The organism is Streptomyces sp. NPDC001027 (assembly GCF_040299045.1).
Lineage (GTDB): Bacteria > Actinomycetota > Actinomycetes > Streptomycetales > Streptomycetaceae > Streptomyces.
Window position 1 is genome coordinate 1 of sequence record NZ_JBEPBI010000078.1, and the last position, 26,280, is coordinate 26,280.

A 26,280-nucleotide genomic window follows, 5' to 3' on the forward strand; every position below is an offset into this window, starting at 1 on the left:
TGCGCCGCTACCAGGTGATGATCGAGTCCGCGTTCCCGTCCGAGGCGGGCACGATGCTCAAGAACCTGGAGAAGAAGGGCAACCCCTGGGGCCTCGCCAAGAAGCAGCGCCTGGAGTGGCTGAAGGAAGTCGACTTCGAGGTGCCGGTCGTCGGCAAGGACATCGAGGACCTCACCGAGGTCGAGTACCTGTACTGGGTCGGCTGCGCGGGCGCCCTCGAGGACCGCGCGAAGAAGACGACCAAGGCCTTCGCCGAGCTGCTGCACATCGCGGGCGTCAAGTTCGCGATCATGGGCGGCGACGAGAAGTGCACCGGTGACTCCGCCCGCCGCCTCGGCAACGAGCCCCTGTTCCAGGAGCTCGGCATGGAGAACGTCATGGCGCTGAACACGGCGTTCGGCGAGGAACTCGACGACGACGGCAAGGTCGTGCCCGAGTCCGCGAAGCCCAGGTCGGCGAAGAAGATCGTCGCCACCTGCCCGCACTGCCTCAACACGCTCGGCAACGAGTACCCGCAGCTCGGCGGCGACTACGAGGTCATCCACCACACCCAGCTGCTCCAGCACCTCGTCGACGAGGGCAAGCTGATCCCGGTGACCCCGGTCGAGGGCATCATCACCTACCACGACCCCTGCTACCTGGGCCGGCACAACAAGATCTACACGCCGCCGCGCGAGATCATCGCCAAGGTCCCGGGCCTGCGCAACGAGGAGATGCACCGCCACAAGGAGCGCGGCTTCTGCTGCGGCGCGGGCGGCGCCCGGATGTGGATGGAGGAGCGGATCGGCAAGCGCATCAACAACGAGCGCGTCGACGAGGCCCTCTCCCTCAACCCCGACATCGTCTCCACCGCCTGCCCGTTCTGCCTCGTCATGCTGACCGACTCGGTCAACGGCAAGAAGAACGAGGGCAAGGCCAAGGAGTCCATCACGGTCGTGGACGTCTCCCAGCTCCTCCTGGAGTCCGTCAAGACGCCGGTCGACGACGAGCCCCCGGCGGGCGAGACGCAGACCGAGAACGAGCCGGAGCCCCAGCCGGTGAAGTGACCCGCACACCGGACGGTGAGCGACCCGCGGGGCGGGCCGTGAACCGGCCGGTGAGCAACCCGGACGGCCGTACCGACGCCCCCGTGTCCCACCCGGACGCGGGGGCGTCGCCGTCCCCCTCCGTCCCGCATCCACCTCCCCCTCCACGCCCCTGGGACGCCCCGGGACGCTCCCTCAAGAACCCCCGACTCCAGCCCCGTTACTCCCCTTAGGGGATGTCACAGGTCGGCAGCAAAGCCGTACGCGGACGACGGCGCCGCCACGTCACCCGGCGGGACCAGGTACGTTCGAAGACGTGGCTGGATTCAGGATCGGACGCGGCGGCCGGGACGACCGCGCCCCGCAAACGCGACCGCAACACCCTCCGTACGGGCAGCAGGCGCCCCAGGGGCCGTCGCGGCCCTCAGGACCGTCGGGTCCCTCGGGGCCGTCGGGTCCTTCCGGGCCGTCCTACGGCTACCCGTCGGCCCAGCAGCCGTACCCGCAGCGCCCGCAGTACGGCGGCGCCGGCGGCGGCGGTCAGTGGCCGCACGCGAACGGCGGCGGCCAGGGCGGCCGGGGCGGCGAGGAGCCGGAGTACTTCGGCGGCGACGCGCCCTACGGCGCCCCGCACGACCCGTACGCCGCGAACAACCCGGGCCACACCCAGGCCTTCTCGATCGACGACCACCAGCGGTACGACCAGTACAGCCAGGGCGGCACCTACCACGCCGGATCGGCGCCCGCCGGCCCGGTCGGCCCGCGGCTGCACTGGAAGGCACTGCTGAAGGGCATCGTCCTCGCCCCCCAGCAGACGTTCCACCAGATGCGGGACTACACGATGTGGGGGCCCGCCCTCGTCGTCACGTTCCTCTACGGCCTGCTCGCGGTCTTCGGCTTCGACGGCGCGCGCTCGGACGCCATAAACGCGACGCTCTCCAACGCGATCCCGATCGTCCTGACGACGGCCGTGGCGATGGTGCTGAGCTCGTTCGTGCTGGGCGTGGTCACCCACACACTGGCCCGTCAGCTCGGCGGCGACGGCGCATGGCAGCCCACCGTCGGCCTCTCCATGCTGATCATGTCCCTGACCGACGCACCGCGGCTGGTCGTCGCGATGTTCTTCGGCGGCGACGCGTCGTTCGTGCAGCTGCTCGGCTGGGCGACATGGGTGGCCGCGGGCGCCCTGCTGACCCTGATGGTCAGCCGCTCCCACGACCTCCCGTGGCCGAAGGCGCTGGGGGCGTCGTCGATCCAGCTGATCGCGCTGCTGTCGATCGTGAAGCTGGGCACGTTCTAGCCGTCACGCGAAAGGGCCCCCGCCGACGAACAGGCGGGGGCCCTTTCACGTCCGCACGGCTCGACGCCACGCCACACCACATCGCGCCACGCCACATCGCGCCACGCCACGCCGCGCCACGCCACCGCGCGCCATAGCCGAGAGCGACGCATCGCGCATCCCGCACGGGCGCAAATGTCACATCAACCGCATGTCGCACGATGTTGACTACAGAGAGTCAGCTAACGTGACTGCTCCCTACCACCTCGTACTGGGAGTGCGCGTGAAAGCTCGCTTTGGCTTGAGACGGGGACCGCTGCTCGTGGCCGCCCTGCTGGTCGCCGTCATCGCCATGATCCTTCCGGGCACGGCCGTCGCCGTCTCCGGGACCGACGACGGCCGCGCACGCGCCGACCACTGGGGCGTGATCACCCGCAACACCATCGGCTCCCCCGTCGCCGCGCTGCGCAACGGGCCGTTCGGCTCGTTCGGCGTGACCGGCACGTCCGCACGGCCGCCGTACGGCCGGGGCAGCCTCGGCATCGAGGTGGTGGGCGCGGCTCCGGGGGTGAACGCGTCCCCCGTCGAGAAGGTCGACTTCGGCAACGAGGTGGACTTCTACGGAAAGTCGCTGCTGAGCCTGCGCCGAGCCGGATTCCACGTCTTCCAGACAGGCGAGAACATCTCCTACGGCGGCGCGACGAACATGCCGAACATCCGGATCGAGATCGATCCGAACCTGAACAGCACCTCCGACTACTCCTCCCTGGTGTGGCTGCCGGCGGCGTCGCCGAGCGTGAACAGCTGGAGCCCGTTCCTCGACGCCACGACGACCGGGGGCTGGTTCCTCACGGGCAACGCCGGCGCCGTGACGGGCTGCGCCCTCGCCACCCCGTGCACCTTCAGCGCGCTCAAGGCCGCGTTCACGTCGCGCAACGCCAAGCCGACGGTGCTGACGGTCTCGGTGGGCAAGGGCCGGGACTTCATGTGGATCGGCGCGGTCGACGGCCTCCGGCTCAACGACTGGGTCTACGACTTCGAGCCGGACGGCGTGAAGGCGCTGCACAAGAGGTGACCGGGAAACGAGTCCCGGTCCGGGTCCAGGTCCGGGTCCAGGTCCGGGCCTCGGTCCCAGTCCCGGTCCCGGTCCCGGTCCGGGTCCAGGTCCCGTAAGGCTTTCAGGGCAACGGGAGCAACAACTCGTACAACCCCCCGGCCTCTTCACAGGTCCGATCCAGCGGCACGCGCACCCGCGCGCACCGCTCGGATCATCACAAAGGACCTCCTTGGCTTCCGTGCACACCGCCCGACGCCGACCCATCGCCCGACGCCGGCTCGCCGCCTGCGTCGCCACCGTCGTCGCCGTGACGATCGGCGCCGGCGCACTTGCCTCGCCCGGGGCCGTGGCCGCCCCCGTCATGACGACCGGAGCCGCCACCGCCACCGCCGGCGAGGCGAACCTGCCTCTCGGCGCCGACGTCGTCAGCACCGGCGACACCGGATACCTCACATCCCGGGCGGACGACTCCGGCGCCAGGGTTCTGGAGTGGCACAGGTACGCCGACGGCTCGGTGCTGCCGATCAGCGCGGGCGCCACGGGTTACGACAGCGCCTCCGACATCGTCGTGACCGGCGACGGCGGCAGCGTGGTCCATCTGCGGGACATGAGGGAAGGCGCCGCCTGGTCCGCGTCGTACGACCTCGCGGCGGAGTTCGCGCCCGGCGCGAAGCTCGTGGGCGTGGTCGGCGACAACCTGTTCGTGAAGGTCCCGACCGGCAGCGGGGGCTACCAGGAGCTGTGGCAGCTCGCCCAGGTCGACGGGGTCGCCAGGAAGACCAGACGCTCGTCCAACTCCTTCGGCATGGACTTCAAGGTCGTCGCCTCCACGAACGACGTCCTGCTCGTCCTGAGCAGCAACCGGGTCTTCCCGAGCCCCGCCACCTTCCGGACCGAGTACTGGAAGACGCGCACGACCGTCGACGGCGACGCGGTGATCGAGTCGGGCAGCAGGGAGAACATCGCCCCCTGGACGCAGGCCTCGACGGGCGCCTACACGGCCGACTACGAGGCGTGGGCCGAGTACCGGGCCGGAGCCGCCGAACTCGTCGTCAGCGGGACGCGGGTCCACCGCAGGTTCACCCTGGACAGCTCCCTCAGCGGCGCCGTCATCGCCGGCGTCACCAGGGACACGCTGCTCTACGGGGCGCCGGGCAGGGCGGCCGACGGGACGCCGAGCCCGCTCTACGCCCGCAGCGTCACCGACTCCGCCACCGCGCCGTACACACTGCTGGAGCACTTCTCCAGCGTGGCCCACGCGCCGGACGGCAGCCTGCTCGTGCGCGGCGCCACAGCCGACGCCGACGGTCTGTTCCGCATCCGGGAGGGGAACGGCGGCCTGCCGAGCCTCACGCTCGTGGCGGACACGGGCCGACTCAAGGCCGTCGAGGTGACCTCGTCGAAGGTCCCCACCGCGGTGAGCCTGGAGACGCCGGGCGTCACGGTCCCGATGGAGTGGACCCTGTCCCGCGCCAACGCCGACGTGGACCTCACCCTCACCCACACGGTCACCGGCAGGAAGCTCACCGCGCGCCTGCCCCGGCCGGTCTCCGGCAGCCGCTTCGGCTTCGACTGGAACGGCGTCCTGGACGGCGTCAGCGCCCCGAACGGCGCCTACACCTGGCAGATCACCGCCACCCCGGCCGACGGCGTCGGCGCACCGGCGACCGCCCGGGGGAGCATCCAGGTCTCACGCCGCGCCAACCCGCACGACTTCAACGACAACGGCTCGACGGACGTCCTCGCGCGGGACGCCTCGGGCGTGCTGTGGCGGGACGACCTCTTCGACTGGCCGTCGGACGGCCGGGTGACCGCGGCCGAGCGGACGAGGATCGGCGGCGGCTGGCAGGCCTACAACCAGATCGAGGCCGTCGGGAACCTCGCCGGCGCCCCGACGGGCGACCTCGTCGCGCGCGACGCCGCGGGCGTCCTGTGGCTGTACCAGGGCAACGGCAGGGGCGGCTTCGCCTCCCGCGTCAAGGTCGGCGCCGGCTGGCAGACCTACCAGAGGATCACCGGCGGCAGCGACCTCACCGGGGACGGCCGGCCCGACCTCCTCGCCGGGGACGCCTCCGGAGCCCTGTGGCTCTACAAGGGCTCCGGCAGCCCGTCCGCCCCCTTCGCCGCCCGCGTCCGGCTCGGCGGCGGCTGGCAGATCTACGACCGGATCACCGCCGTCGGCGACATCGCGGGCAGCGCCGCAGGCGACCTCGTCGCGCGCGACACCGCGGGCGTCCTGTGGCTGTACCAGGGCAACGGCAGGGGCGGCTTCGCCTCCCGCGTCAGGGTCGGTTCCGGCTGGAAGGCCTTCACGCGGCTCGTCGGCGCCGGCGACGTCAACGCCGACGGCCGCCCCGACCTGATCGCCCACGGCCCGAACGGCACGTACGTCTACCGCTCGACCGGCTCGGCCACGGCCCCGCTCAGCCGGCTCACGACCGACCTCTACACGGGCGAGGGCACCAGGTTCAACACCGTCACCTGACCGCCCCCGGGGCCCCTCATGGGGGACGATCCCCGGACGCCGTTTTGCCGGAACGGCAACAGGAGTCGCGCGACGGGGAGCGGATGGGCGACGGTGGGCCCGTGACCGACGACACCGCGGGATCGCCCGCCTCCGACATCCCCCCGGCCGCCGACGGATACGTCGGAGACCCCGCAGTGCGTGCGGAATGGGACGACCGGTACGCCGACCGCCACCAGTTGTGGAGCGGCCGCCCCAACGGCGCCCTCGTCGCCGAGGTCGCCGGGCTCACCCCGGGGCGGGTGCTCGACGTCGGCTGCGGCGAGGGCGCGGACGCCGTCTGGCTCGCGCGCGGCGGCTGGGACGTCACCGCGCTCGAGGTCTCGGGCGTGGCGCTGGAGCGGGCGGCGGGGCACGCACGGGACGCCGGCGTCACCGTCCGCTGGGTCCACGCCGAACTCACCGGCGCGGCGCTCCCTCCGGGCTCCTTCGACCTGGTCTCCGCGCAGTACCCGGCGCTGCTGCGCACCCCGGGCGCCGCGGCCGAGCGTGCGCTGCTCGCGGCCGTCGCGCCAGGCGGCGTGCTGCTTCTCGTGCACCACGCGGGGATGGACACCCGGCACCCGGACGACAGCGGCTTCGACCCGGCCGACTACGTCTGGCCCTCGATGGTCGCCGCTCTGCTGGACGACGACTGGAGGGTGGAGGTCGACGAGCAGCGGCCACGGGTGGCGCCCGAGGGAGGCGCGGGCTCCCACCACCACGACGACCTGGTCCTACGGGCACGCCGTCTGCGCTGACGACACCCCGTCAGCGGGCTCCCGTCGAGGACCCCTTCAGAGGGCTTCCCTGGACGGAGTGACCGGCTCCCCCGACTTACGCACTACAGGCAAAACACTCCACGGGAAGTTGATCCAGTCGTCCGTCCGCTTCCACACGTACTCGCACTTCACGAGCGACTGCGACTTCTCGTAGACGACGGCGCTGCGCACCTCGGCGACGGCGTCCAGGCAGAAGTCGCGCACGAGCTTCAGCGTCTTGCCCGTGTCGGCGACGTCGTCGGTGATGAGGACCTTCTTGTCGGAGAAGTCGATGACGTCGGGAACGGGCGCGAGCATCACGGGCATGTCGAGCGTGGTTCCGACACCGGTGTAGAACTCGACGTTGACCAGATGGATGTTCTTGCAGTCGAGGGCGTAGGCGAGCCCGCCGGCGACGAAGACGCCCCCGCGCGCGATGCACAGCACGACGTCCGGGACGTATCCGTCGTCCGCGATGGTCTGCGCGAGCTCGCGGACGGCCGTCCCGAACTGCTCGTAGGTGAGGTTCTCGCGCGCCGGCCTCACGTGGTCTGCGTCCGTGCCGCCGCTCACACCTGGGTCCGGTGGAAGTTCAGGAACGACCGGGACGCCGTCGGCCCGCGCTGGCCCTGGTACCTGGACCCGTAACGATCGCTGCCGTACGGGAACTCGGCCGGCGAGCTGAGCCGGAACATGCACAGCTGCCCGATCTTCATACCGGGCCACAGCTTGATCGGCAGGGTGGCGAGGTTGGACAGCTCGAGCGTCACGTGCCCCGAGAAGCCGGGGTCGATGAACCCGGCGGTGGAGTGGGTGACCAGTCCGAGCCGCCCGAGCGAGCTCTTGCCCTCGAGGCGCGAGGCGAGATCGTCGGGAAGGCTGACGACCTCGTACGTGGAGGCGAGCACGAACTCACCGGGGTGGAGGATGAACGGCTCGTCGCCCTCCGGCTCCACGAGCCGCGTCAGGTCGGACTGCTCCACGGAGGGGTCGATGTGCGGGTAGCGGTGGTTCTCGAACACCCGGAAGTAACGGTCGAGTCGCACGTCGATGCTCGACGGCTGCACCATGGATTCGTCGTAGGGATCGATCCGTACCCGCCCGGCGTCGATCTCGGCCCGGATGTCCTTGTCTGAGAGAAGCACGTCCCGAGGATACGCAAGGCGCGCGGAGCGACCACCATCGGACGACTCCGCGCGCCAGGGCTTCCCGTCTGCGCCCGCCGCTACCGCTTCTCGAGCGTCACCGGCACGGCACTGCGCAACCGGGCGCACCGAGGACACCGGACCAGCCGTCCGGGGCCGAGCCGCTCGGCCTGCTGCATCGGGAACGAAGCGGTGCTGAACACGTGCCCGTCGGCACAACGGACGACGGTGCGCTCCATCAAGTCCATGAGTCCCTTCCCCAAGAGCCGCGTCCGGCTGCTGCTCGCCGGACACTGAAAGCCACATTACGGGACGAACGGGACGGCCCTCCAGGCGGCACTCCGACCCCGCCCGACCCCACTTCCACGCGACCACCGTACGCCCCAACTCCGGTCGCCCACACACCGATCCCTCCCCGGCGACGCAGTCGGGCCCCGAGGCTTCGACGCCCGGGGCCCGGCATGAGGTAGAGTGACGGAGCGTTCCGACACCGGTTCATTCCGGCGTCTTACGCGGGTGTAGTTTAATGGTAGAACATCAGCTTCCCAAGCTGAGAGCGCGAGTTCGATTCTCGTCACCCGCTCCATGAAGAAGGCCCAGCTCAGAGAGCCGGGCCTTTTTGCTGCCTTCTGCGCGTCGAGGCCGGCGGCCTCATCCACTACCTCTACGGGCCCGGCACCCACGAGGAGCACGTCGACCCGCACTTGGTGGCCGCCTTCGATCCGCTCACCCCAGACCCCGGCCGCGACCCGAAGGCCACCTACGAGCAGCTTCAGCGTCTACTGTCTGGCATGGAGGGCTCTCTAGAGGGACTTCATCGGCGCCGTTCACCCCCGGCAGCTGTCTCCCGGTGCCAGGAACGTTCGGGAGCGGGCACGGAGTCGACGCATGGCGGTTGTGACGGGAGCCGACGGGAGGTTCCGGCAGGCACAGGTCCTGTCCACCCTCACGCGGCGGCAGACCGGGGATGAGCAGCGGACTTACCGGCTCTCGACCCTGCGGGGCGGCCCTGTTCCCAGGTCTGGCTCACCAGCCTCGTACACCACCGGCTGGACGAACTCGGAAGGCATCCGGAAAGTAGGCTGTTTCATCCGGGTGGGTGAATGCCCGGCGGGGTGCGTTCTCGTTACCGACCGCGTCTGTGCTGCCCTCGTCGACCGGGCAGGGCCACCGGCGTCGCACCGCTCGTCCGGCCGCTGTGGAGGCCGCTGGCGTGCTCCGCCGTCCAGAAGCGGCGGGAGAACACCCTCTGCTCGTCCTTGGTCCGCAGCCGCTTCAGCACTGACGTGAAGGCGCTTAGGTGATGGGCACCCGCTCGCTGGGTGAGAGTGGCCGCGTGCCAGTTGAGGCTCGCCTCTTCGAGGGCGAGGACGTGGTCGGCGAGGGTCTCGGCCGGCAGCAAGGAGAGGCACACATGTGTCAGGCGGTCGAACACATGGCCCTGGAGCGGGGCGATCGGGCTGTCCGCGAAAGTGATCTGCTTGAGCAGGATGGCGATCTCGCCGCCGTCCCTCTCGGCCCCGCCACCACGGAGCACGGCGTCGAGCTGGCTGCGGAGGTTGGCCGAGGCGAGCGCCAGGACCAGCGGGGCGACCATCGCCGGGGGCATCATGCGGGCGCGTTCCAGCAGTGCCTCCGTCGTGAGTTCCGGTGCGTCGCCGTGGTGCAGGATGGTGAGGAACTGCCCGGCGTGTCCGGTGGGACGGTTCTCGAGTGTGGAGGCGAGTACCGTTTCGGCGTGAGAGGGCAGAGCCACGTCGTTCAGTGTCCGGAAGAGGAGTGCCGCATCACTGGGGCTGGTCACCCCGGCCGCATGTTCCAGCACCCAGTGGACCTCGCAGTGTCTCTCGTCGAGAGCGCGCAGGACCGCGAGGAAGTCGTCCGGGGCGCGTCGGGCCGCCGACACGATCAGAACGTCGCACGCGAGCGTGCCGTTGCCGGTCGCGTGCAGATCGTTGATCAGAGTGGCCACATCACCGGGCGCGCGTGTCAGTGCCGCGCGGTCGAGAACAGCCGCGGAGGCCGCGTGGTTACGCACCACGCGTAAGGCGGAGACCAGGGCAACCAGATGACCGCTGGTGCACGACTGGGCGTTGTCGAACACGAAGTCGGCGTCTCGTAGCAGTCCGCGGCACGAGAGCGAGTCGATCAGCTCCGTGACGTCGGTGGCCGGGCGGACGGAAACGGCTTCTGCCTGCAGGGCGTAAGTGAGACCGTCCCAGCCGTTCTCTCCGAGCCCGTGACTGAGCTCCACGATGTCCGACACCGGCCGTTCGGACGCCGCTGCGCGCAGGGCCTGCGGAAGCGCGGCGGCCACAGGACCCGTCGCCAGCAGATCCACTGCTTCCAGTACCTGGGGCACCTCGCGTGTGGCGAGGAACGCTCCGAGCAGTACGGCAACGTGCTCGGGAAGGTGTTCGCGGTGGAGGGCGATCGCGAATGCGGCGGTGTCACCCGGCGTGTGCAGGCGGACCGATGCCTGGAGCAACCGGGCACCGAGGCTGATGAGACGGGAACGTTCCAGTTCCGCCGCCAAACGGCCGAGGTCGCCGACCGGGCGGGTGAGCACCAGGACGGGCAGCGCCGCCTGGGCGTGCGCCCCCAGTCCCGCTCCGTCCAGTCCCGCCAGGAGGGCCGCGACCTCGTAGACCGGCCGGGACCTGCTGACGGACGTGACCAGTTCACTGGCCATGGCACGCTGGGTCCGCGACTCCAGGTCGCTGACCACGTCGACGAGTTCCGGCACGGACGCGGTCCGGTCCGTGGCCTCCAGCGCCGCCATCAGCGAAGGGACAACTGCCGCTTCCTGCCACAGTTCCTGCACAGTCTCCAGTTGCGACTCCAGCATGCAGCACTGGTCCTCCGCGGCGATCAGTTCGGCCTGCGTGACGGCCAATACCTCCTTCAGGTAGGTGATCTCCTGCTGGAGGTCGTCGCACTCGCGCCCGAGCTGTTCGTACTCGCCCTGCCACAGGTCGAGTTCGGCTCGGTGCGCCTGTGCCTGCTGGTCGAGTTCGATGGCCAGGTCACGGCAGCGGGCCTCTGCCTGCGACAACCGCTGCATGCGGTCCAGCAGCGCCTCCTCCAGTGCCTGGGCGTGCGCCTGCTTCCGCCGGGCCTCCTCGTCGGCAAGGGCGAGTTGGTCCTCCAGCTTCTGCTTCTTACTGGCCGGCTTGTTGGACTGCAGCGCGTCGCGGTGAAGCTCACGCATTCTCTGCTCCGCCTCGAGCGTGAGGGCCACCCCGTCCTCGCGGAGGTCTGCCATGAGTGTGGCGACGAAGTCCCACGCCGGAAGGCGGTCACCCTTCAGGTAGCGGGTCAATGTGCTGGCGTCCACATGACGACGCGCGGCATAACGCCGGACGCCCACGCCGAGACGGCAGAAGAGCATCCGTAGGTCCTCGACGAAGGCCCGCTTCTCCGCGACGAGGTCCTCGCTGAGCGGTGACAAGCGCGCCGTTCCCAATGCGTCCTGTGTACCCATGCCCCCCACCTGCCGTCCCGTCAACAGCAGCCAGTATCACGCCCTCCGGGCCCGGCAGCGGCCAGACGCCGTTGCCACTCGCAGTCGGCAACACCGGTCTCGCTGCCGACTCCCGATGTCAACACCGAAGCGGTTCCCGCCACCCGCACCCCTCGACACGATGGGGTCCGAGCCGGCTCACGAAGAGCGCCGACGCACGCAGGAGGAACGAGTAGATGACCGACCATGGCGTCCAGAAGCAGGAGCAGGCCCCGCCGTCCTTCCGGCGGCGGGTGTGCCAGCAGGCGGTCCTGGGAGTCGCCGGGGCTCTCGGCGCCACAGCGGTTGCCTGGCTGAAGGCCTGGCTGGAAGGCCATAAGGGGTAGCCGGACGTGGGGCCGGGGGACTCCTTCGAGGCGTGTCACCCGACGCCGGTGAACTTGCCGGGTCCGACCGTCACCGACCGTGGCCAGGTGTGGTCCGACCTCTAGGGCTCGGCGGCGCGAGGCCCGGGTGGATGACGAAGTCCACCAACTGGACGATCATCTCCGCCTCGACGGTAGAGCTCACGGCTCCGTCGTACCGGCTCGCGGCCACCAGGATCCGATCGATGTCGTCCGTGATCGCGGTCAGGGCGGAGGTTGTCCGGTCCTTGTTGCCGCTCCCCGTGGGCCGCCTGCGTCCAGCAGCAGAACGGAGACATCCGCGTTGCCGTGACCTGTTGGGCTGGTCCAGTCCAGACTCACGATCACGGAGTCGACGCTCTCGCTGAGGGCCGCCAGACCATGTTGGCACCCTTGGTCAACTCGGGCGAGCACAGTCTGGGGCGGTTCCACCGGAAACATCGGGGGTGCGGCACCCGACATGGCCTTCCAGCGGCCATGGCGGGAACCGTGGTCCAAAGCACCGCTCCCTGTCGACTCACCCTCATGCATCGATGTGGATATAATCAATGGCACTATTGATATCTCTGGAGGTGCAGTCGATGAGCCGAACCGTGATCGACCTCGACGATCAGCTGGTCGCTGACGTTGCAAAGGCGCTCGGGACCAGCACCAAGAAGGAGACGGTGAACACCGCGCTGCGTGAGGTGCTGGAGAACCGGCGGCGGGGTCTGGCACTCACCCGCCTGCGGGCATCGGCAGAAGAGGGCGCCTTCGATCTCGATCTCTTCGAGGACAAGGGGAACTACCGCCGGTGAACGCCGCGCAATACCTGATCGACACCAGTGCCCTCGCCCGCATGCTGCGCGGCGATGCCGAGCAGTACGGGTGGGACCAGGCAGCCGCCGCCGGGCTCATCGCCACCTGCCCCGTCACCGAGCTGGAGTTCTTCTACAGCGCGCGGTCGGCCGCCGACCGTAGCCATGGCATCGAAGACATGCGCCTGCTCTTCGGCTGGGTGCCGGTTGACGACCGTGCCTACGACCGTGCCTGGCGGGTCCAGGAGGTTCTCACCCTGCGCGGACAGCACCGCAGCGCCGGGGCCGTCGACCTCGTGGTGGCCGCAACGGCCGAGTTGCAGGGACTGACGCTGCTGCACCGCGACAGGGACTTCGAGTGCATCGCCGCCGTCACCGGCCAGGCACTCCAGTGGTATGGCCCCGAAGCCGGCAAATGAACCAACGGCGAGCATCGGCCGGTCCTAGGAAGCTGCGACCGTCGGCATCGCAACGCAAAACGGGCTTCACCCAAGCTCTGTGCACGCGCGAAGGCGTTCCCCGACTGGACGTCCGACCAAGCTCCGGCCAACACCGCGCCCCTCCGTGCACGCGCTCTGCCCACCTGTCTTCGCGCCTCGTGCCCATAGCGTGCCCGTAAGAGCGGACAACCACGGTCAACAGCGGTGTGATCAAGCCCGCGCAACAGTGCCAGCACGACGAATCAGCGCAGTTCAGCGACCATCCGGCCGCCCAAGCGCCGTCGCTTCCCAAGCTGAGAGCGCGAGTTCGATTCTCGTCACCCGCTCCATGATGAAACCCCAGGCCAGCGGCCTGGGGTTTGTTTGTTGTCTAGACCAATTCGGGGATTGCGTGCCCTCCACGTGCCCTAAATCGAGGCCACGCACCCCTTTACCGGACCCTCGGGCGTCACTTTGCCCCTCCAGCCCACGACCGCCACAAATAACGAGGCGCATTTCATGTGACCCGCAGCATAGGTCGAGCAAATGGCGACCAAGTCGCTTACGCAAAGGGCCACTTACGCGGCGCTGGTATGGCCGGGCGGTTCACCATGCCCGATATGGCCGCCGGGTACGACGGTTCCCGAAGACGCCGAACGACAGCGCGCTGTGGTCGCCCCACGCAGAAGGGGACGCCGTGCAAGCTCCTGTGGGAGATCGGCAAGGGCTGTCGGCGCCATGCCACCCGAGGAAACCGGTCGTCAAGGCGTTGCAGCAGTTCGCGAGCGTCGTTGCACCGGCTCCAGGCGGGCGACGGGGTGGCTGGGCTGGGAGCACAGGCGAACCGACCGGCCGTAGCGTTGGGCCCATCCGGCGGTGGCCAGCTCATCCAGCACCTCTGGCGCGTCGCGGGCCACCTCTTCCAGCACGGCGCGGACCGCCTCGGTCACCAGCTCCAGGCGGGTCAGCTCCCGTGCGGCGGACAGGACGTGGGTGGAGTCGGTGCGCTGCGTGACGCGCCCCCTGAGCAGGCCGGCCCGTCGGATCCGGGTGAGTGCGAGGCTCGGTAGCCGGTCGGCGCGGTCGCCTTCGGCGAGTCGGTCGCGGAAGGCGTACAGGACGCTCTGGTGGAAGCCGGGATCGTCCAGGTCCAGTCCGAGTGCGTATTGTGAAGTCGATTCGGCAACGCACCGCCTCGGCGGCCTGGCGGTCGGAGAGGTTCATCGCGTACTGCAGCACGCAGACGGTGGCGAACTGGGCGGGTGAGAGCTCAGGGCGGCCGTCACGCGGGTACCAGGCGGTGAAGTCCGCGTCACTCCAGAGGTCGTCGAGGCGGTCACGGATCCACATCGCGGTGGTGCCCTTGGGGTTGGCATCACACCGGGGCACCCGGTTCCGGGCAGTAGTCGCACCCACACTCGTTGAGATACGGGAACGTCCACATGCGCCTCGTCACCTCCCGGTAGTCCACGGAGGGCGCCGAGTCGGGCAGGAGGATCGGCAGGGGAACTGCGTCCTCGTAGATCTTCTCGGCGTCTGCCGAGTACCGGATGTAGGGCAGCAGCACGGAGCTGTACATCGCCTCTGCCGCGGCCGTTCCGCGGCGGGCTGCCACCTGGTCCGTCCAGGTCAGCGGCGACGTGCCGGTGAGGATCAGGTGCTTGAGCGTCGGCCGGCCGGGGACGGACCGGCTGCCGCGCTCCTTGTCGCGGACTCGCTCCAGTTCGTCCGTGAGCCGCCTGACCAGCTTGACGGCCTTGGGGTCGGCCTTGATCGACGGAATGACGGAGTCGTCTTCGTCCAGCGTGCGCAGCACGGAGTGGGGCATCTTGCCGTAGCTCGCCGGGAAGTCCAGGTGGAAGACCGCTTCGTCGCCCTTGTAGGAGTGCAGGATCTCGGCGAACCAGTCGTTGCGGTCCGCGTCCTCTGCGATGGCGCGGTCCGCGTCGGCCATGGCGGGGCTGCCGGGCACGACGCGCAGGTTCTCGATGGGCTCGAAGTCCTCTTCGGGGTCGTCGCCGTCGCCGATGCGGTAGCGGGCGGGCAGCGCGACCTCGTCCAGGGTGGCCCTGCCGTAGAGCAGGTCGATCACGGTCTTCTTGCCCTTGAGGGCGGTCTCGTCGTAGCCGAGGACGGTGGTCGCCGACATGTTGCCGTCGAGGTCGAAGACAACGCCTGGGTAGCCGTCCAAGGCGGCGATGACGGCCATGGACGTGGCGCTGGTGGTCTTGGTGGACCCGCCGCCTTCGATGATGTACGCCCAGATGAGGGGCCAGTTCCGGCCCTTGGGGCGGAAGTCGGAGTCGTACCACCACAGAGACGACAGATCCGGGTCCGCGGTGTCCCCGCTGCGGTCCGTGTCGGTGTACAGGACCTCTTCGGGAGCCACTTCGGGCTTGGACTTGGCGCCTTTACGCTTGAGCTGCGGGAGCACGCCTGCCATGAGGTCTCCAGGACTGCGGTGGGCACGGGGGGCGAGACTAGCGTTTCCGGACCCTTCCCCGCCCAGAATTTGTGCTGGATACGGCGGGAGGTGGCTCGCTCCTGGGTGGCGGGGTGGGTCGACAACGCCGCGTTGACGCTTCGGTGTTGGCCCAGGTGTCGCGCGTCCACTGGAACCGCAAGAAGCGTCCTGCTTCCAAAGCGATGGAGGCCAGGGCCCTTTCTGCGCGTGCTCAGCCGCGTCAGGCTGCCCAGGTGGCGGGGCTGCCCGCGTCGGGGTTGGGGATGTCGGCGGCGGTTGCCGATGCGGCTGGGTGTCGCATGGTGGTGATCGGGACGGCGCCGGGTTCGGTGTCGGGTGCCCGGACCATTCGCCAGGTGTCGTCCCACTCGCAGCCACAGCCGTGGTCCGGGTAGGGGTGCCGTAAGAACACGCCCCACGTCAGAACGGCTCGCGAAATGCGCGGAATGAGCACTGAGGGGTCGTCGCCCGGGTACAGGTGCAGGTTCCGCCATCCGTGGACCCGGGGCAGCTATGCGGCGGCCTCGACGGCGGCCCACCGCCAGTGACCTGATCGACACCAGCGCGCTCGCTCGCATTCTGCGCGGCGATGCCGAGCAGTACGGATGGGACCAGGTGGCAGCCGCTGGACTCATCGCCACCTGCCCCATCACCGAGCCGGAGTTCTTCTCCAGCGTTCGCTCCGCCGCCGACCGCACACAGGGCATCGGGGACCTGCGCCTGCTCTTCAGCTGGGTTCCGGTCGACGACCGTGCCTATGACAGCGACTGGCGCGTCCAAGAGATCCTCACCCAGCGTGGACAGCACCGCAGCGCAGGAGCCGTCGACCTCGTGGTGGCCGCCACGGCCGAGTTGCAGGGACTGCCCCTCCTGCACCGCGACCGCGACTTCGAGTGCGTCGCCGCCGTCACCGGCCAGGCACTCCAGTGGTACGGACCCGAAGAGGCCCGGGCGACCCATGTCCAACTTTGAACAGACGTCTCCGGTTACCCACCTGCGGCCGGCGCGGCAGGGGTGTGCATGCTGGGCGCCATGACGAACCCCGAGGACCCATACGTGAAGGTGCACTTCCGGCTTGAGATCGAAGATGACTGGCCCCCGGCATCGGTGGAGAGCCTGTGGGCGGTCGACCAAGGCGACGGCACCGCACGGCTCGACAACATCCCCTGGTTCGTCCGAGGCATCGCCTGCGGAGACGTCATAGCCACCGAGCCCGATGACGAAGGCGTGCGATGGGCGGGCGAGGTGGTTCGTCGTTCCGAGAACTGCACCATCCGCCTCATCGTGCTCCGTGACGGCGGTTCAGGAGCTGCACGGCAAAGCGTGCTCAACGCGTTTCACGAAATCGGAGTCTGCGGCGAGGGCATAGAACGGTTCCGCATGATCGCCCTGGACGTCCCGCCCACCGCCGATCTCGCCAAAGTGCAGAAGCTGCTCAACCACGGCGTGGCCAAGAAGTGGTGGGACATGGAAGAAGGGTGCATCACCGCACAGTGGCGGGCTACGTCCGTCGGCTGACGCCGTTCAGGTGATCCACGCCTGGGCCGTTCCTGGGCCGTGCGAGGTTGCTCGACGGTAGCCAATGACGACCACCAGGCGCACGCGCACAGCCCCTGACCAGCAAAGACCCAGCCCGCCAAGATCCCCGGCAAGACCCAGGGCAAGAAGACACCTAGGTTGCGTCCCACCGCGGATCCGACAGGTTGTGCCACTCGTGACCGCACCCATCGGCGCAATACTGCGTCCGCCTGCGAGAGTCCGCGATGCTGAAGAGGGCGACGAGCACGCGGAAGGACTTGGTGAGTTCATAAGCCGGAAGCCCTGCCATCCCGAAGCGCCACTTCGTGAGCATCACCGCCGGCGTGTGAGTGGGACGAATGCCAGAACGCGCGATGCTCTCCGGCACATCGTCCTCGCAGGCCCGGGCCTGCCCGCAGAACTCCACCAGCGCGTGCAGGACCTTGCGTTGGTCATCCTCTGCGCGGCCTTCGAACCACTCGACACCCTCGGCCGTCGGCCTGAGCCCCTGCGCGAGCTCGTTCAGGACCACCTCGTGCGCGTACAACACCGGTTACCTCCCGACTCAGTTCAGACTGAGAGTGCGCTCCGATTCCTCTCCTTCAGTGCGAAGGCGTGAAGCCGGCGGACTGGTCGAGATGGAACGCCGAGCCCGGAGCGGTCGGACTCCAGCCCTCACGCAGTGCAAGTCGAACAGCCGCGGCAACATCGGACGGCAGTACAGGCTCAGCCTCTCGGCCGAACCAGTTACTCGGATGCGGCTGGTCGGTGGCGACCACGAGCGTCATGCCCGGGGTGTCCGCATGCTCGACCGCGAACGTGCACGGCGACCAGGCCAAGCCCTGGAAATACGTCGGCCGGCCTCGCAGCCGCCAGCGGTAGGCCGTGCCGTCGACGACGATCCGTCGTGATCCCTTGCGGACCAGTGCCATGGCTCCCCCTTCAACAGCGACGATGCTAGCGAGCCCGGCCCCGCCCTCCATCTCAGTTTCCGTCTCATTCAGCTCCGTTCACGGTCGTTCAGACAAGACCGAAGCCGGTAGCCGCCCACACGACCGGCCGCCCATGAACGCAGGTGAACGGCCCCGTCCAATGCCCCGGAGACCACCACCACAGTTGGAAAGCGTGTTGGCATCGGAGTTCGGTAACGGCCCGCGGAGGACGGCGATGCGTGATCAGCTTGGGATGTGGAGACCATCATCGCCAGCGGCATAGCCGTCCTCGGAACACTGCTTGGGTCGGGGATCACTCTGGCGTTTCAGCAGCGCAGCACCGACAGGAGCCATCAGTTCGCCCGCCGCGAGAAGCTTCGGCAGGAGCGACTCGATGCCTTCTCCGCCTACGCCGGCGCGCTGGTCAACTATCGCCGCTGCCTGGTCCATCTGTGGTTCTGTGAGCATGAGCAGCCACCACCGGAGGACCCCGACTCGGTGCGCATCCGCGCCTACGACTTGCGCTCCAGCGCCCAGGAGGCCCTCTTCCGGCTGCAGATGCTGACGGATGACGACCGGCTGAGTCGGACCGCGGAAGACGTGCTTGCGGACATCACGGACCTGCCCAAGGCGGACGCCAGGGCTGAGCTGGACGAGCTGAGAGCACGGACCCGTGACCACATCAGCCGACTCGTCGGCTCAGCGAAGCAGCACCTTTGAGGTACTTGCACAGGCCCCTGGGCTGATTCCCGACAGACCGACGGTGAAAGCAACCGGGCCCGACGCAGCTGCATCACAGCCGTTCGCCCAGGTCAGCACCCGAACGGGCCTCGAATGATCGCAGCTTCCCAAGCTGAGGGCGCGAGTTCGATTCTCGTCACCCTCTCCATACAAGAAACCCCAGGTCCGGTGACCTGGGGTTTGGTTTTGTCTGAGACGCACTTTCGGTGGACTGGGTCGCGAGGTGCGCGAGGGTCTGCCAAGTCGCGTAAGCAGAGCAGCAGTTGTCAGGTGCGCCAGTGCTGCTGCTCACGCGGTCGTCGCGCCGTCGCGCCCTGAGGTAGGGGTGGCCCGGAAGCGCTGGCCGGCTTGGGGCAGCATCCCTTCGGGCGGGACCGTCTGCTGCCCCTGGACGAGGGTGATTCATCCTCGTCCAGGGGCATGGCACGGTCGGGCGACGGAGGCTCAGTGCGCGGCGCGGCGGGCCAGCGCTCCGCGAGAGCGGGTCACCAGCGCGGCCAGCAGGGCGGCGCCGAGGGGCACGGCCACCAGGAGGGCGGCGAGCGTCTCCCAGGGGACGATGATCGGCACGTACGGCGGGGCGTCACCGGCGCCGCCCCAGCCGTTGTCGAGAGCCTCCTGGTAGAAGCGCATCTGCTCGCGCTCCTCGGTGAGCCGCAGCCCGACCGCTGGCAGGACACCGGCCGCCGAGCCGAGGACCACACCCATCGCGGCGACCACACCGCACTGGAAGCCGCTGAGCATGCGACGCACCCTGGGCGGGGCTCCGACCGCGGCGAGCGTCTTGAGATCGGCCTCCGCGTCCGCCTGGGCGAGACCGGTGGCGATGCCGGCCGCACCGATGGTGACCAGGCCGGCGAAGACGGTCAGCGCGAGCAGGACGAGCCCGTTCTCGGCGACCCAGCCCCGCTCCACGGTCAGCTCGACGTTGCTGCCGAGCTTGGCGATCTCGGCGTCGAGCTTCTGCCGCTGCTCGGTGCTCGGCATCCGGTCGGTGCTGAAGAAGGCGCCGAGGGGGACAGTGGTCAGTCCGGCGGCCTTGGCGGCGGCGGGGCTGAGCACGCTCTGCACTCCGTAGGAGTCGGGCGAGCCGGGCACCTGGTAGGCGGGGAAGGACTTCAGCTCGCCCGGGACCGGCTTGTTCTGCTCGGCGGCGCGGTCGGCGGCCTTCGGGTCGGTGATCAGCTTGATGCCGACGGCGCCGTTCCTGTCGACCTGGGGCTTGTGGAAGCTGACGAGCTTTCCGTCGGCGAGGGCCTTGGCCGCGCCCGGGTCGTCGATGCCGAGGACCTTCAGGAGCGGGGCGTCGGCGACGAGGAGACCGCCCTCGACGTAGATGCCGTTGCCGTCGCGCGAGAGGCAGCGCCAGTCCTTGGCGAGCGCGCGCCGCTGCTCCTTGGTGTACTTCTCCGCCGGGTCGGAGCCGTCGGGGGTGCTGACCCACAGCGGGCACTCGTTGGCCGGCGGGGTGACGACCTCGAAGCGGCCACAGCCCTCGCCCTCGCCGTACGGGGCGCAGCCGGGCTTGCCGACGGCGATCCGGAACACGTCGGCGCGGACGTCGACGGGCAGCGTCCGCTGCACGGCGTCGCGGACCGCGGGGACGTCCCGGCCGCCCTCCTCGGTGACGAGCGCGGCGCCGGCCCCGTACGGCAGGCTGGCCCGGTACTCGGCCAGGCTCTGGGCGTCGCGGCTCGCGGCGTACGTCGAGACGGCGACGGTGCCCGCGACGGCGGCCAGGACGGCGGCGACAGCGGGTGCCGTACGGCCCCGGTTGCGGACGGCGTCCCGCAGGGCGAGGCGCGGCGAGAGCGGCAGCCAGCGGCTGGCCCGGCCGAACAGGCCGACCAGGGCGGGCGTCATGGCGACCACGCCCAGCTCGGCGATGGCCGAGCCACCCGCGACCAGCACGAACTGGTCGGAGACGACCGAGCCGTACAGGGCGATGGCCGCGCCGAGCAGAACAGCGCCGAAGCCGATCAGCGGCAGCACGCGGTTGCTGCGGCGCACGCCGCGACGGCCGGTGAGGGAGGCCAGGACGGTCTGCCGGGAGGCGGTGACGGCCGGGATGATCGCGGCGAGCAGGCCGGTGAGGACGGCGAGCGCGGCGATGGCGAGCAGTTCCAGCGGCCTGACGGTGAAGCCGCCGAACCGCTGTCCCATGTAGTCCTCTAGGAGCGGCCGGAGGGCGAAGGTCAGGATCAGGGCGAGGACGATGCCGACCAGGGCCGCCGCGATGCCGATGACCAGACCGCCGCTGAGAACGATGGCCCGGATGTGGCTGCGGGCACCGCCGTTGGCGCCGACCAGGCCCAGCTGGCGGCGGGAACGACGGGCGCCGACGGCGAAGGCGGGACCGGCGAGCAGACAGATCTCCAGCATCGCCAGGCCGACGACCGTGCCCACGGCGGCGAGCGCGGCGGCGTCGGCGCCCCCGCTGCTCTCGTAGGTGCCCCAGCCTTCCTTCTGGTAGAGCGGCACCTTGGAGTCGGCGGGCGGGTCGAGGACCACGACGCGCGAGGTGACCACGACACCCTTGGCGTTGATCGCCTGGACCGTGTTCCACGTGAAACCACCGGCCTTCTTCACCAGGTAGGTGGTGGAGATGTCGGGCTTCGACAGTCCGGCCTTCTCGACCGCCTTGGCGTACGGCGCGAGGAAGGCCCCCGGCAGGGCGTTGACCTGCTGTGCCGTGAGGTCGCTGGGCAACTCGTACGAGCCGCTGATCACATAGGTGCGGTCGAAGCCGCGGGCGGTGAGGGTGGAGCCGACGGACAGCCCGCTGCTCTCCAGGAATCGGGTGGTCGCGGCGATCTCGTCGTCCTTCTCGGGGAAGCGGCCCTCCTGCAGCCGCAGGATGCCCCGGGCGACGGGATCGTCGGCGGCCAGCTCACGGACCTCGGTCTGGAGCAGACCGTGCCTGGTGGTCAGCTTGGCGCTGCCGATGCTGTCGGTCAGCACCGTCGAACCGGCCGGGATGCTCTTGGCGACATCGGTCGGGCCGTCGGGCCAGGACTTGCCCGGCGAGTCGTAGTCCCCGGCCGGGGTGTGCTTCTCGCCCTCGGGGTCCTGCAGGACGGCCACGCCGGCCGTTCGGGCGTCGGAGAAGCGAGCGTCGGCGGCGCCCAGGGTGCGCTCCATCCGCTGCGCGGGGGTGAGTTCGGCGCTGCGCAGGGTCAGGTCCAGGGCGCTCACGCCCAGGATCGGCAGCGCGATCATGGCGAGGACGAGGAAGCTGCGGCCCTTGGAGCGCCAGGCGTCACGGCGGGCGATGCGGACCGCGGCCCGCCAGGAGTGGAACCAGGTCGTCACCGCTGGGCCGCCCGGCCGGTCAGGAGCGAGTCGGCGTCGCTGCGCATGGTCTGGTCGACGACGGCGCCGTCCCGCAGGAAGACGACCCGGTCGGCCCAGGCGGCGAACCGCGGCTCGTGGGTGACCATGACGCCGGCGGCTCCGGCGTCGCAGCGGGAGCGCAGCAAGGCCAGCACGGACTCGCCGGTCTCGGAGTCGAGGGCGCCGGTGGGCTCGTCGGCGAGGACGAGCCGGCGGTCGCCGACGAGAGCGCGGGCGATGGCCACGCGCTGTTGCTGGCCGCCGGACATTTCGTCGGGGAACCGGTCGGCGAGTTGGCCGAGGTCCATCTCGGCGAGGGCGGCGAGGGCCTCGGTGCGGGCCTTGCGGGCCGATATGCCGTCCAGTTCGCGGGGCAGGGCCACGTTCTCGGCGGCGGTGAGGGCCGGGATGAGGTTGTAGTCCTGGAAGACGTAGCCGATGCTGCGGCGGCGCAGGGCGGCGAGCCCCTTGATGCCGAGGGCGGTGATGTCGGTGCCCTCGACGAAGACCTGCCCGGAGGTGGGGTTGTCGAGGCCGCCCGCGATGGTGAGCAGGGTGGACTTGCCGGAGCCCGACGGGCCCATGACGGCGACGAGTTCACCGGGGTGGACGTCGAGGTCGATGCCGCGCAGGGCGTGCACCTCGGTGGCGCCGGAGCCGTGGACGCGGGTCAGGTTCCGCAGGCTCAGCACGGGCTGCTGCTGTTGTGTGGACATGGTTCCCCCTCGGGCGTACGCCGGCGAACGGCCGGACGTCGGTGCGACGGACGGACGGTCCTTGGCAGCGCCGTGCGTACGGTATGGGTCTGGTCGGGTGGTTCGGAGTCTTCTTGTGGGTCGGGTGGAGCCGGTGGGTCGGGTGGAGCCGGTGGGTCGGGTCGACCCGGTGGGTCGGGTGGAGCCGGTGGGTCGGGTGGAGCCGGTGGGTCGGGTGGAGACGGTGGACTCGGTCGGTCCTGTGGGTCCGGTTGTTCGGGTGCTCAGGGCCGGTCGTGAAGGACGGACGTCACGGGCGGTGGCGTGCGGCCTCCCCTGCCCCGGCCCCGGCCCCCGCCCGCGCCCCCGTCCCCGCCGCTCCCGCTACCGCCCCCGGCGAGGCCGGCTCCGGCCCCGCCGCCTGGGCGGTCGACGAGAGACGGATCAGCCGGGACTCGCAGTGGTCGAGCCAGCGCGCCTCGGCCTCGGTCTGGAAGATCAGCTGCTCCACGACGAGGAGCCAGGCGATGTCGTCCCGCTCCCGGGCCCCGTTCTTCTCCACGGCGGTGAGGGCCTGCGCCTTCAGCCGGGTGTAGTCCTGCATGGCTTTCACGCTGTGCCTGCGCTGGGACTGGATGACGTCACGGATGTCGACCCCGGGCGCCCCGACGGCCATGGCCAGCTTGATGGCCAGCTCGTCACGGGCCGGGCTGGTGCGGTCGACGGGGTTCTCGAACCAGCTGCGCAGTTCGACGCGACCGCTGTCGGTGATCGCGTAGAGCGTGTGGCCGGCCTCGTCCTCGCCGTCCTGCACGACCATGCCGTCGCGTTCGAGCCGGCTGAGCGTCGTGTAGACCTGACCCACGTTGAGCGGCCAGGTCGAGCCGGTGCGGGACTCGAACTCCGTACGGAGTTGTGAGCCGTAGCGCGGACCGCGTTCCAGGAGGGCGAGAAGCCCGTGACGGATGGACATACCGAGTATGTATACCGAGTAAGTCCGTGGGGACAAGCGTCCTGAGGCGGACGCCGGAGGTCCGACTCAAGGGGGACCCGGTCCGTTGCGCGCCGCTCAGCGGCGGCGCGTCCGCACCACGATGAAGCCGATGCCGAGGCCCGCCGGAGCCAGCCCCACGCCCAGTGTCAGCACGGGAATCCGCCGGTCGGAGAGGTCGAGGGGGGCCTCGGCGCCGGTTCGGTGGGCGGCCGTCGGCAGCCCCGCGGGCAAACTCTCGGCGGCCGGTGCGTCCGTCTCGGGTACCACCTCGACCCCCTCGTCCGACTCATCGGCGGGCTCCTTCTCTGTTGCCGTTCTGGTACGAGCGGGCTCCAGCGGGCTCGTGGAGGACGGTGAGCCGACGGGGTCGGCCGGTCGGCCGGGTCCCTGCCGGACCTCCCCCCGCCGCCCCGCGAGGGAGGCGGAGTCGCTGGGCGCGGGCGCGTCGGGCGGCCCCGACAGCTCGGGTCCGCCGGACAGGGGGTCCGGCGGACCCGGAGGAGGGCGACGCCGACGGGGCGGACGGGCGAGCGGGCGATCGGGCGAGGTGGATGCGGCGGTCGTGGCCGCGGAACCGTTGGGAGCGGGGCGCGAGCGGGCGGTTCGGGGGAGGCCGTCGCCGTGGCCGGGTGCGAGGGGGCCGGCGGGCGCGGGACGGACGGGACGGAACTTGAACTCGTGATGTCGGTCGGCTCTTGGTGTCGTGCAGGTCGGAGGCCGCTGGGCGCTCGCTGTCCGGGATCAGGAGCGTGGCTGCAGCCAGCGATGTGCGGCAGACCGTGTCACCTCGACGTCGTCGCTCCATGAGCGGACTTCCAGCCACGACAGGTAGCCGCCCTCATGGGGTCGGCGGGCCGAAAGACCTCAGTCAGGCGGCGACGGCGGCGAGGGCGGGAGGGTTGGCGGGTTCCGATGCGGGCGTGGGAGGTGCAAGCTGGAGGAGAGGCCGCTTCGCGATCCCGGAGTGGGCTCGGGACATGCGGTCTCGCCACTCCGAGTGGGCCCTCTGGGGCCCGGCAGGAGGGATGCGAGATGACAGAGCAGGTCACCACCGGTACGCGTTGGCGCCTGACCGGTGACTGGTTCGACGTGTGCAAGTGCGCCATACCGTGCCCCTGCACGTTTGCGCAGCCCCCGACCGAGGGCGACTGCGACGGCGTGCTGGTCTGGCACATCCGGGAGGGCAGCTTCGGCGACGTGCGGCTCGACGGTCTCAACGTCCTGATGCTCGCCTCCTTCACCGGCAATCCGTGGGCGGGCACGCACACCGACCCGTCTGCCGCGGTCTTCCTCGACGAGCGCGCCGACGAGCGGCAACGCGGTGCGCTGGGAGCGATCTTCGGCGGTGAGGCGGGCGGCTGGCCGGCGCAGTTCGGGGAGATGTTCCACGCCGAGATGCGCGGCATGGACACCGCCCCCATCCACGTGGAGATCGACGAGGACCTCGGCGCCTGGCGAGCCGAGATACCCGGCCGGGTCACGGCCGCCGCCGAGGCGCTCACCGGCCCGACGACCGCGGACGGCGCACGTGTCCAGGTCCACAACGCACCGGGCGCCGAGGTCGGCCCCGGCCAGGTCGCCACCTGGGGACGGGCCACCGACGACCGCGCCGACGCGTTCGGCTTCTCCTGGGAGCGCTCGGGCAAGTCGAGCAAGCACTTCCCCTTCGACTGGAGCGGTCCTGAGTCCTGACTGATCGAGAACCGCCGCGCGCTCTCGACCCCGGCGACGGCCCGGCGACGGCTCGGCGGCCCGGCGGCGGAGCTCGTCACATGCCGTCCATCGACGGCATCGGCGCCTGCAGCCCAGGCAGCAGCCAGTCCTGGAACGGTGCGAGCACCGCGAGGACGAGAAACGCGACGCCCACGACCCGGCCGAGCAGCGCACCACGGGACCACAGCTTCTCCACGAAGATCACCACAGCCAGTCCGGCCATCGCCGCCACGTTCATCACGCCGAGCGGGATCAGGACGACCATCAGTCCCGCGCAGCAGCCGACGCAGTAGGCGCCGTGGTGACAGCCCACCCGAAGATCGCGGGCCGGTCGCCGGAACCCCGCGTACCGCACGAGGTGCGCCATGGGGTCGCGGCAGTGCCGCAGACAGACGTACTTGAGCGGGCCGAGCTGGTAGAGGCCCGCGAGCAGGAAGGCGGCCGCGCCGATCCAGCGTCCCGCGGTCGGACGGTCGTCCACCAGGTCGCCGGTGAAGGCCAGGGCCGCGTAGGCGAGCAGTCCGAAAGCGGTCCACACCAGCAGGTATCCGCAGACGAACCCGGCGGTCCGCAGGGTCCGCGTCCAGCCGGAGGACTGCCGGCCGATTCCGCGCACCCACGTGATGGCCACCGGCGCCATGGACGGCAGCATCATGGCCGCCATCATCGTCACCCACAGCAGCAGGAACAGCGGCAGCGCCATTCCCATCGTCCCGGCCTCGACCCCCATGTCCCGCGCCTGCCCGATCGTCAGCGCCCAGGCGGGCGCCGCGATCAGAACGACCAGGAACCAGGCGAGCGCGAGATCCCTCGCCGGCAGCAGGGCCCCGCCGGCTCCGGTCGGCGCGGGCGACCGGGCGGGTGCGAAGAGGGAGCTCCGGATGGGACGCATGGCGTGTACTCCTGCGGCGCAGCCGGCAGTCCGCGCCGATGTCCAGTATGTCCAGGACAGCACGCATCCCCCGGCGACGCGACCTGTTCGGGCTTCAGGGCCGGGGAAGGACCGTGCGGGTGGACGCGGGCGGGGTCTCGGCTCA

Annotated in this window: 25 protein-coding genes and 1 tRNA gene; 13 read left to right on the forward strand and 13 right to left on the reverse strand. The window is 70.2% G+C overall.

The window, feature by feature from the left end; translation table 11 throughout:
- The 5 genes from ABT300_RS21830 to ABT300_RS21850 form a co-directional block, all read left to right on the forward strand.
- On the forward strand, positions 1 to 1,046 hold a 1,046-nt coding region (locus tag ABT300_RS21830; RefSeq protein WP_351678212.1), incomplete at its 5' end, for a (Fe-S)-binding protein.
- Positions 1,047 to 1,341: 295 nt separating this feature from the next.
- Complete coding sequence (locus ABT300_RS21835) at positions 1,342 to 2,325, forward strand: Yip1 family protein (protein ID WP_351678215.1); 984 nt, start codon at positions 1,342 to 1,344, stop codon at positions 2,323 to 2,325.
- 280 nt (positions 2,326 to 2,605) lie between these two features.
- Entirely contained in the window at positions 2,606 to 3,379 is a 774-nt protein-coding gene (locus ABT300_RS21840) for a hypothetical protein (RefSeq protein WP_351678217.1), read from the forward strand.
- A 220-nt stretch (positions 3,380 to 3,599) separates the two neighbouring features.
- The gene (locus ABT300_RS21845) at positions 3,600 to 5,846 is read left to right on the forward strand and encodes an FG-GAP repeat domain-containing protein (RefSeq protein ID WP_351678295.1); all 2,247 of its coding nucleotides are present in this window, start codon (positions 3,600 to 3,602) and stop codon (positions 5,844 to 5,846) included.
- A 101-nt stretch (positions 5,847 to 5,947) separates the two neighbouring features.
- Positions 5,948 to 6,625 (forward strand): class I SAM-dependent methyltransferase, encoded by a 678-nt coding sequence (locus tag ABT300_RS21850; protein WP_351678220.1) that lies wholly within the window; start codon positions 5,948 to 5,950, stop codon positions 6,623 to 6,625.
- A 36-nt stretch (positions 6,626 to 6,661) separates the two neighbouring features.
- Here the strand turns inward: ABT300_RS21850 and ABT300_RS21855 are convergent, their stop codons facing one another.
- From ABT300_RS21855 to ABT300_RS21865, 3 genes are all read right to left on the reverse strand, one after another.
- Entirely contained in the window at positions 6,662 to 7,171 is a 510-nt protein-coding gene (locus tag ABT300_RS21855; protein WP_351678223.1) for a phosphoribosyltransferase, read from the reverse strand.
- 23 nt (positions 7,172 to 7,194) lie between these two features.
- The gene (gene dcd, locus ABT300_RS21860; protein WP_351678226.1) at positions 7,195 to 7,770 is read right to left on the reverse strand and encodes a dCTP deaminase; all 576 of its coding nucleotides are present in this window, start codon (positions 7,768 to 7,770) and stop codon (positions 7,195 to 7,197) included.
- An 80-nt stretch (positions 7,771 to 7,850) separates the two neighbouring features.
- Positions 7,851 to 8,018, reverse strand: a complete 168-nt coding sequence (locus tag ABT300_RS21865; RefSeq protein ID WP_157876337.1) for a hypothetical protein — start codon at positions 8,016 to 8,018, stop codon at positions 7,851 to 7,853.
- A 264-nt stretch (positions 8,019 to 8,282) separates the two neighbouring features.
- Between ABT300_RS21865 and ABT300_RS21870 the strand changes: the two genes are divergently transcribed.
- Positions 8,283 to 8,356: transfer RNA gene (locus ABT300_RS21870), tRNA-Gly, on the forward strand.
- Positions 8,357 to 8,896: 540 nt separating this feature from the next.
- On the opposite strand, the gene ABT300_RS21875 is transcribed toward ABT300_RS21870, so the two are convergent.
- Positions 8,897 to 11,254 (reverse strand): coiled-coil domain-containing protein, encoded by a 2,358-nt coding sequence (locus tag ABT300_RS21875; protein WP_351678230.1) that lies wholly within the window; start codon positions 11,252 to 11,254, stop codon positions 8,897 to 8,899.
- A gap of 215 nt (positions 11,255 to 11,469) precedes the next feature.
- On the opposite strand from ABT300_RS21875, the gene ABT300_RS21880 reads away from it, so the two are divergent.
- From ABT300_RS21880 to ABT300_RS21895, 3 genes are all read left to right on the forward strand, one after another.
- Positions 11,470 to 11,619, forward strand: coding sequence for a hypothetical protein (locus ABT300_RS21880; RefSeq protein WP_351678232.1), 150 nt, complete (start codon positions 11,470 to 11,472; stop codon positions 11,617 to 11,619).
- A gap of 599 nt (positions 11,620 to 12,218) precedes the next feature.
- On the forward strand, positions 12,219 to 12,434 hold the full coding sequence (locus ABT300_RS21890; protein ID WP_351678235.1) for a type II toxin-antitoxin system VapB family antitoxin: 216 nt from the start codon (positions 12,219 to 12,221) through the stop codon (positions 12,432 to 12,434).
- Positions 12,431 to 12,853, forward strand: a complete 423-nt coding sequence (locus tag ABT300_RS21895; RefSeq protein ID WP_351678238.1) for a PIN domain nuclease — start codon at positions 12,431 to 12,433, stop codon at positions 12,851 to 12,853. The genes ABT300_RS21890 and ABT300_RS21895 overlap by 4 nt, the downstream gene beginning before the upstream one ends.
- Positions 12,854 to 13,738: 885 nt before the next feature.
- On the opposite strand, the gene ABT300_RS21900 is transcribed toward ABT300_RS21895, so the two are convergent.
- Positions 13,739 to 14,203, reverse strand: coding sequence for a transposase (locus ABT300_RS21900; protein WP_351678241.1), 465 nt, complete (start codon positions 14,201 to 14,203; stop codon positions 13,739 to 13,741).
- A 25-nt stretch (positions 14,204 to 14,228) separates the two neighbouring features.
- Positions 14,229 to 15,296: a ParA family protein gene (locus tag ABT300_RS21905; protein ID WP_351678243.1), complete on the reverse strand. Its 1,068-nt coding sequence runs from the start codon at positions 15,294 to 15,296 to the stop codon at positions 14,229 to 14,231.
- Positions 15,297 to 15,830: 534 nt separating this feature from the next.
- Here ABT300_RS21905 and ABT300_RS21910 point away from each other — a divergent pair.
- Together ABT300_RS21910 and ABT300_RS21915 are read left to right on the forward strand one after the other, a co-directional pair.
- Positions 15,831 to 16,289, forward strand: a complete 459-nt coding sequence (locus tag ABT300_RS21910; protein ID WP_351678245.1) for a PIN domain nuclease — start codon at positions 15,831 to 15,833, stop codon at positions 16,287 to 16,289.
- 60 nt (positions 16,290 to 16,349) lie between these two features.
- Positions 16,350 to 16,835 carry a DUF4265 domain-containing protein gene (locus ABT300_RS21915; protein WP_351678247.1) on the forward strand — a complete coding sequence of 162 codons (486 nt, stop codon included), beginning with the start codon at positions 16,350 to 16,352 and terminating at the stop codon, positions 16,833 to 16,835.
- Positions 16,836 to 16,989: 154 nt separating this feature from the next.
- On the opposite strand, the gene ABT300_RS21920 is transcribed toward ABT300_RS21915, so the two are convergent.
- Entirely contained in the window at positions 16,990 to 17,385 is a 396-nt protein-coding gene (locus tag ABT300_RS21920) for a DUF5958 family protein (protein ID WP_351678250.1), read from the reverse strand.
- 52 nt (positions 17,386 to 17,437) lie between these two features.
- Positions 17,438 to 17,767, reverse strand: coding sequence for a hypothetical protein (locus ABT300_RS21925; RefSeq protein ID WP_351678253.1), 330 nt, complete (start codon positions 17,765 to 17,767; stop codon positions 17,438 to 17,440).
- A 255-nt stretch (positions 17,768 to 18,022) separates the two neighbouring features.
- Here ABT300_RS21925 and kilB point away from each other — a divergent pair, with 255 nt between their 5' ends.
- A complete protein-coding gene (kilB, locus tag ABT300_RS21930; protein WP_351678256.1) occupies positions 18,023 to 18,487 on the forward strand; it encodes a plasmid transfer protein KilB in 465 nt (154 codons plus the stop codon).
- A 465-nt stretch (positions 18,488 to 18,952) separates the two neighbouring features.
- Here the strand turns inward: kilB and ABT300_RS21935 are convergent, their stop codons facing one another.
- The 4 genes from ABT300_RS21935 to ABT300_RS21950 all read right to left on the reverse strand — a co-directional run bounded on the left by ABT300_RS21935 (position 18,953) and on the right by ABT300_RS21950 (position 23,797).
- Positions 18,953 to 21,820 carry an FtsX-like permease family protein gene (locus ABT300_RS21935; protein WP_351678259.1) on the reverse strand — a complete coding sequence of 956 codons (2,868 nt, stop codon included), beginning with the start codon at positions 21,818 to 21,820 and terminating at the stop codon, positions 18,953 to 18,955.
- Positions 21,817 to 22,557, reverse strand: a complete 741-nt coding sequence (locus ABT300_RS21940) for an ABC transporter ATP-binding protein (protein WP_351678262.1) — start codon at positions 22,555 to 22,557, stop codon at positions 21,817 to 21,819. Before ABT300_RS21940 ends, ABT300_RS21935 begins: the two co-directional genes overlap by 4 nt.
- A 289-nt stretch (positions 22,558 to 22,846) precedes the next feature.
- Complete coding sequence (locus tag ABT300_RS21945; RefSeq protein ID WP_351678265.1) at positions 22,847 to 23,509, reverse strand: PadR family transcriptional regulator; 663 nt, start codon at positions 23,507 to 23,509, stop codon at positions 22,847 to 22,849.
- Positions 23,510 to 23,605: 96 nt separating this feature from the next.
- Positions 23,606 to 23,797, reverse strand: coding sequence for a hypothetical protein (locus ABT300_RS21950; RefSeq protein WP_351678268.1), 192 nt, complete (start codon positions 23,795 to 23,797; stop codon positions 23,606 to 23,608).
- Positions 23,798 to 24,562: 765 nt separating this feature from the next.
- Between ABT300_RS21950 and ABT300_RS21955 the strand changes: the two genes are divergently transcribed.
- Positions 24,563 to 25,222 (forward strand): DUF1326 domain-containing protein, encoded by a 660-nt coding sequence (locus tag ABT300_RS21955; protein WP_351678271.1) that lies wholly within the window; start codon positions 24,563 to 24,565, stop codon positions 25,220 to 25,222.
- Positions 25,223 to 25,298: 76 nt separating this feature from the next.
- On the opposite strand, the gene ABT300_RS21960 is transcribed toward ABT300_RS21955, so the two are convergent.
- Positions 25,299 to 26,135, reverse strand: a complete 837-nt coding sequence (locus ABT300_RS21960) for a DUF2182 domain-containing protein (protein ID WP_351678274.1) — start codon at positions 26,133 to 26,135, stop codon at positions 25,299 to 25,301.
- Positions 26,136 to 26,280: the final 145 nt, after the last annotated feature.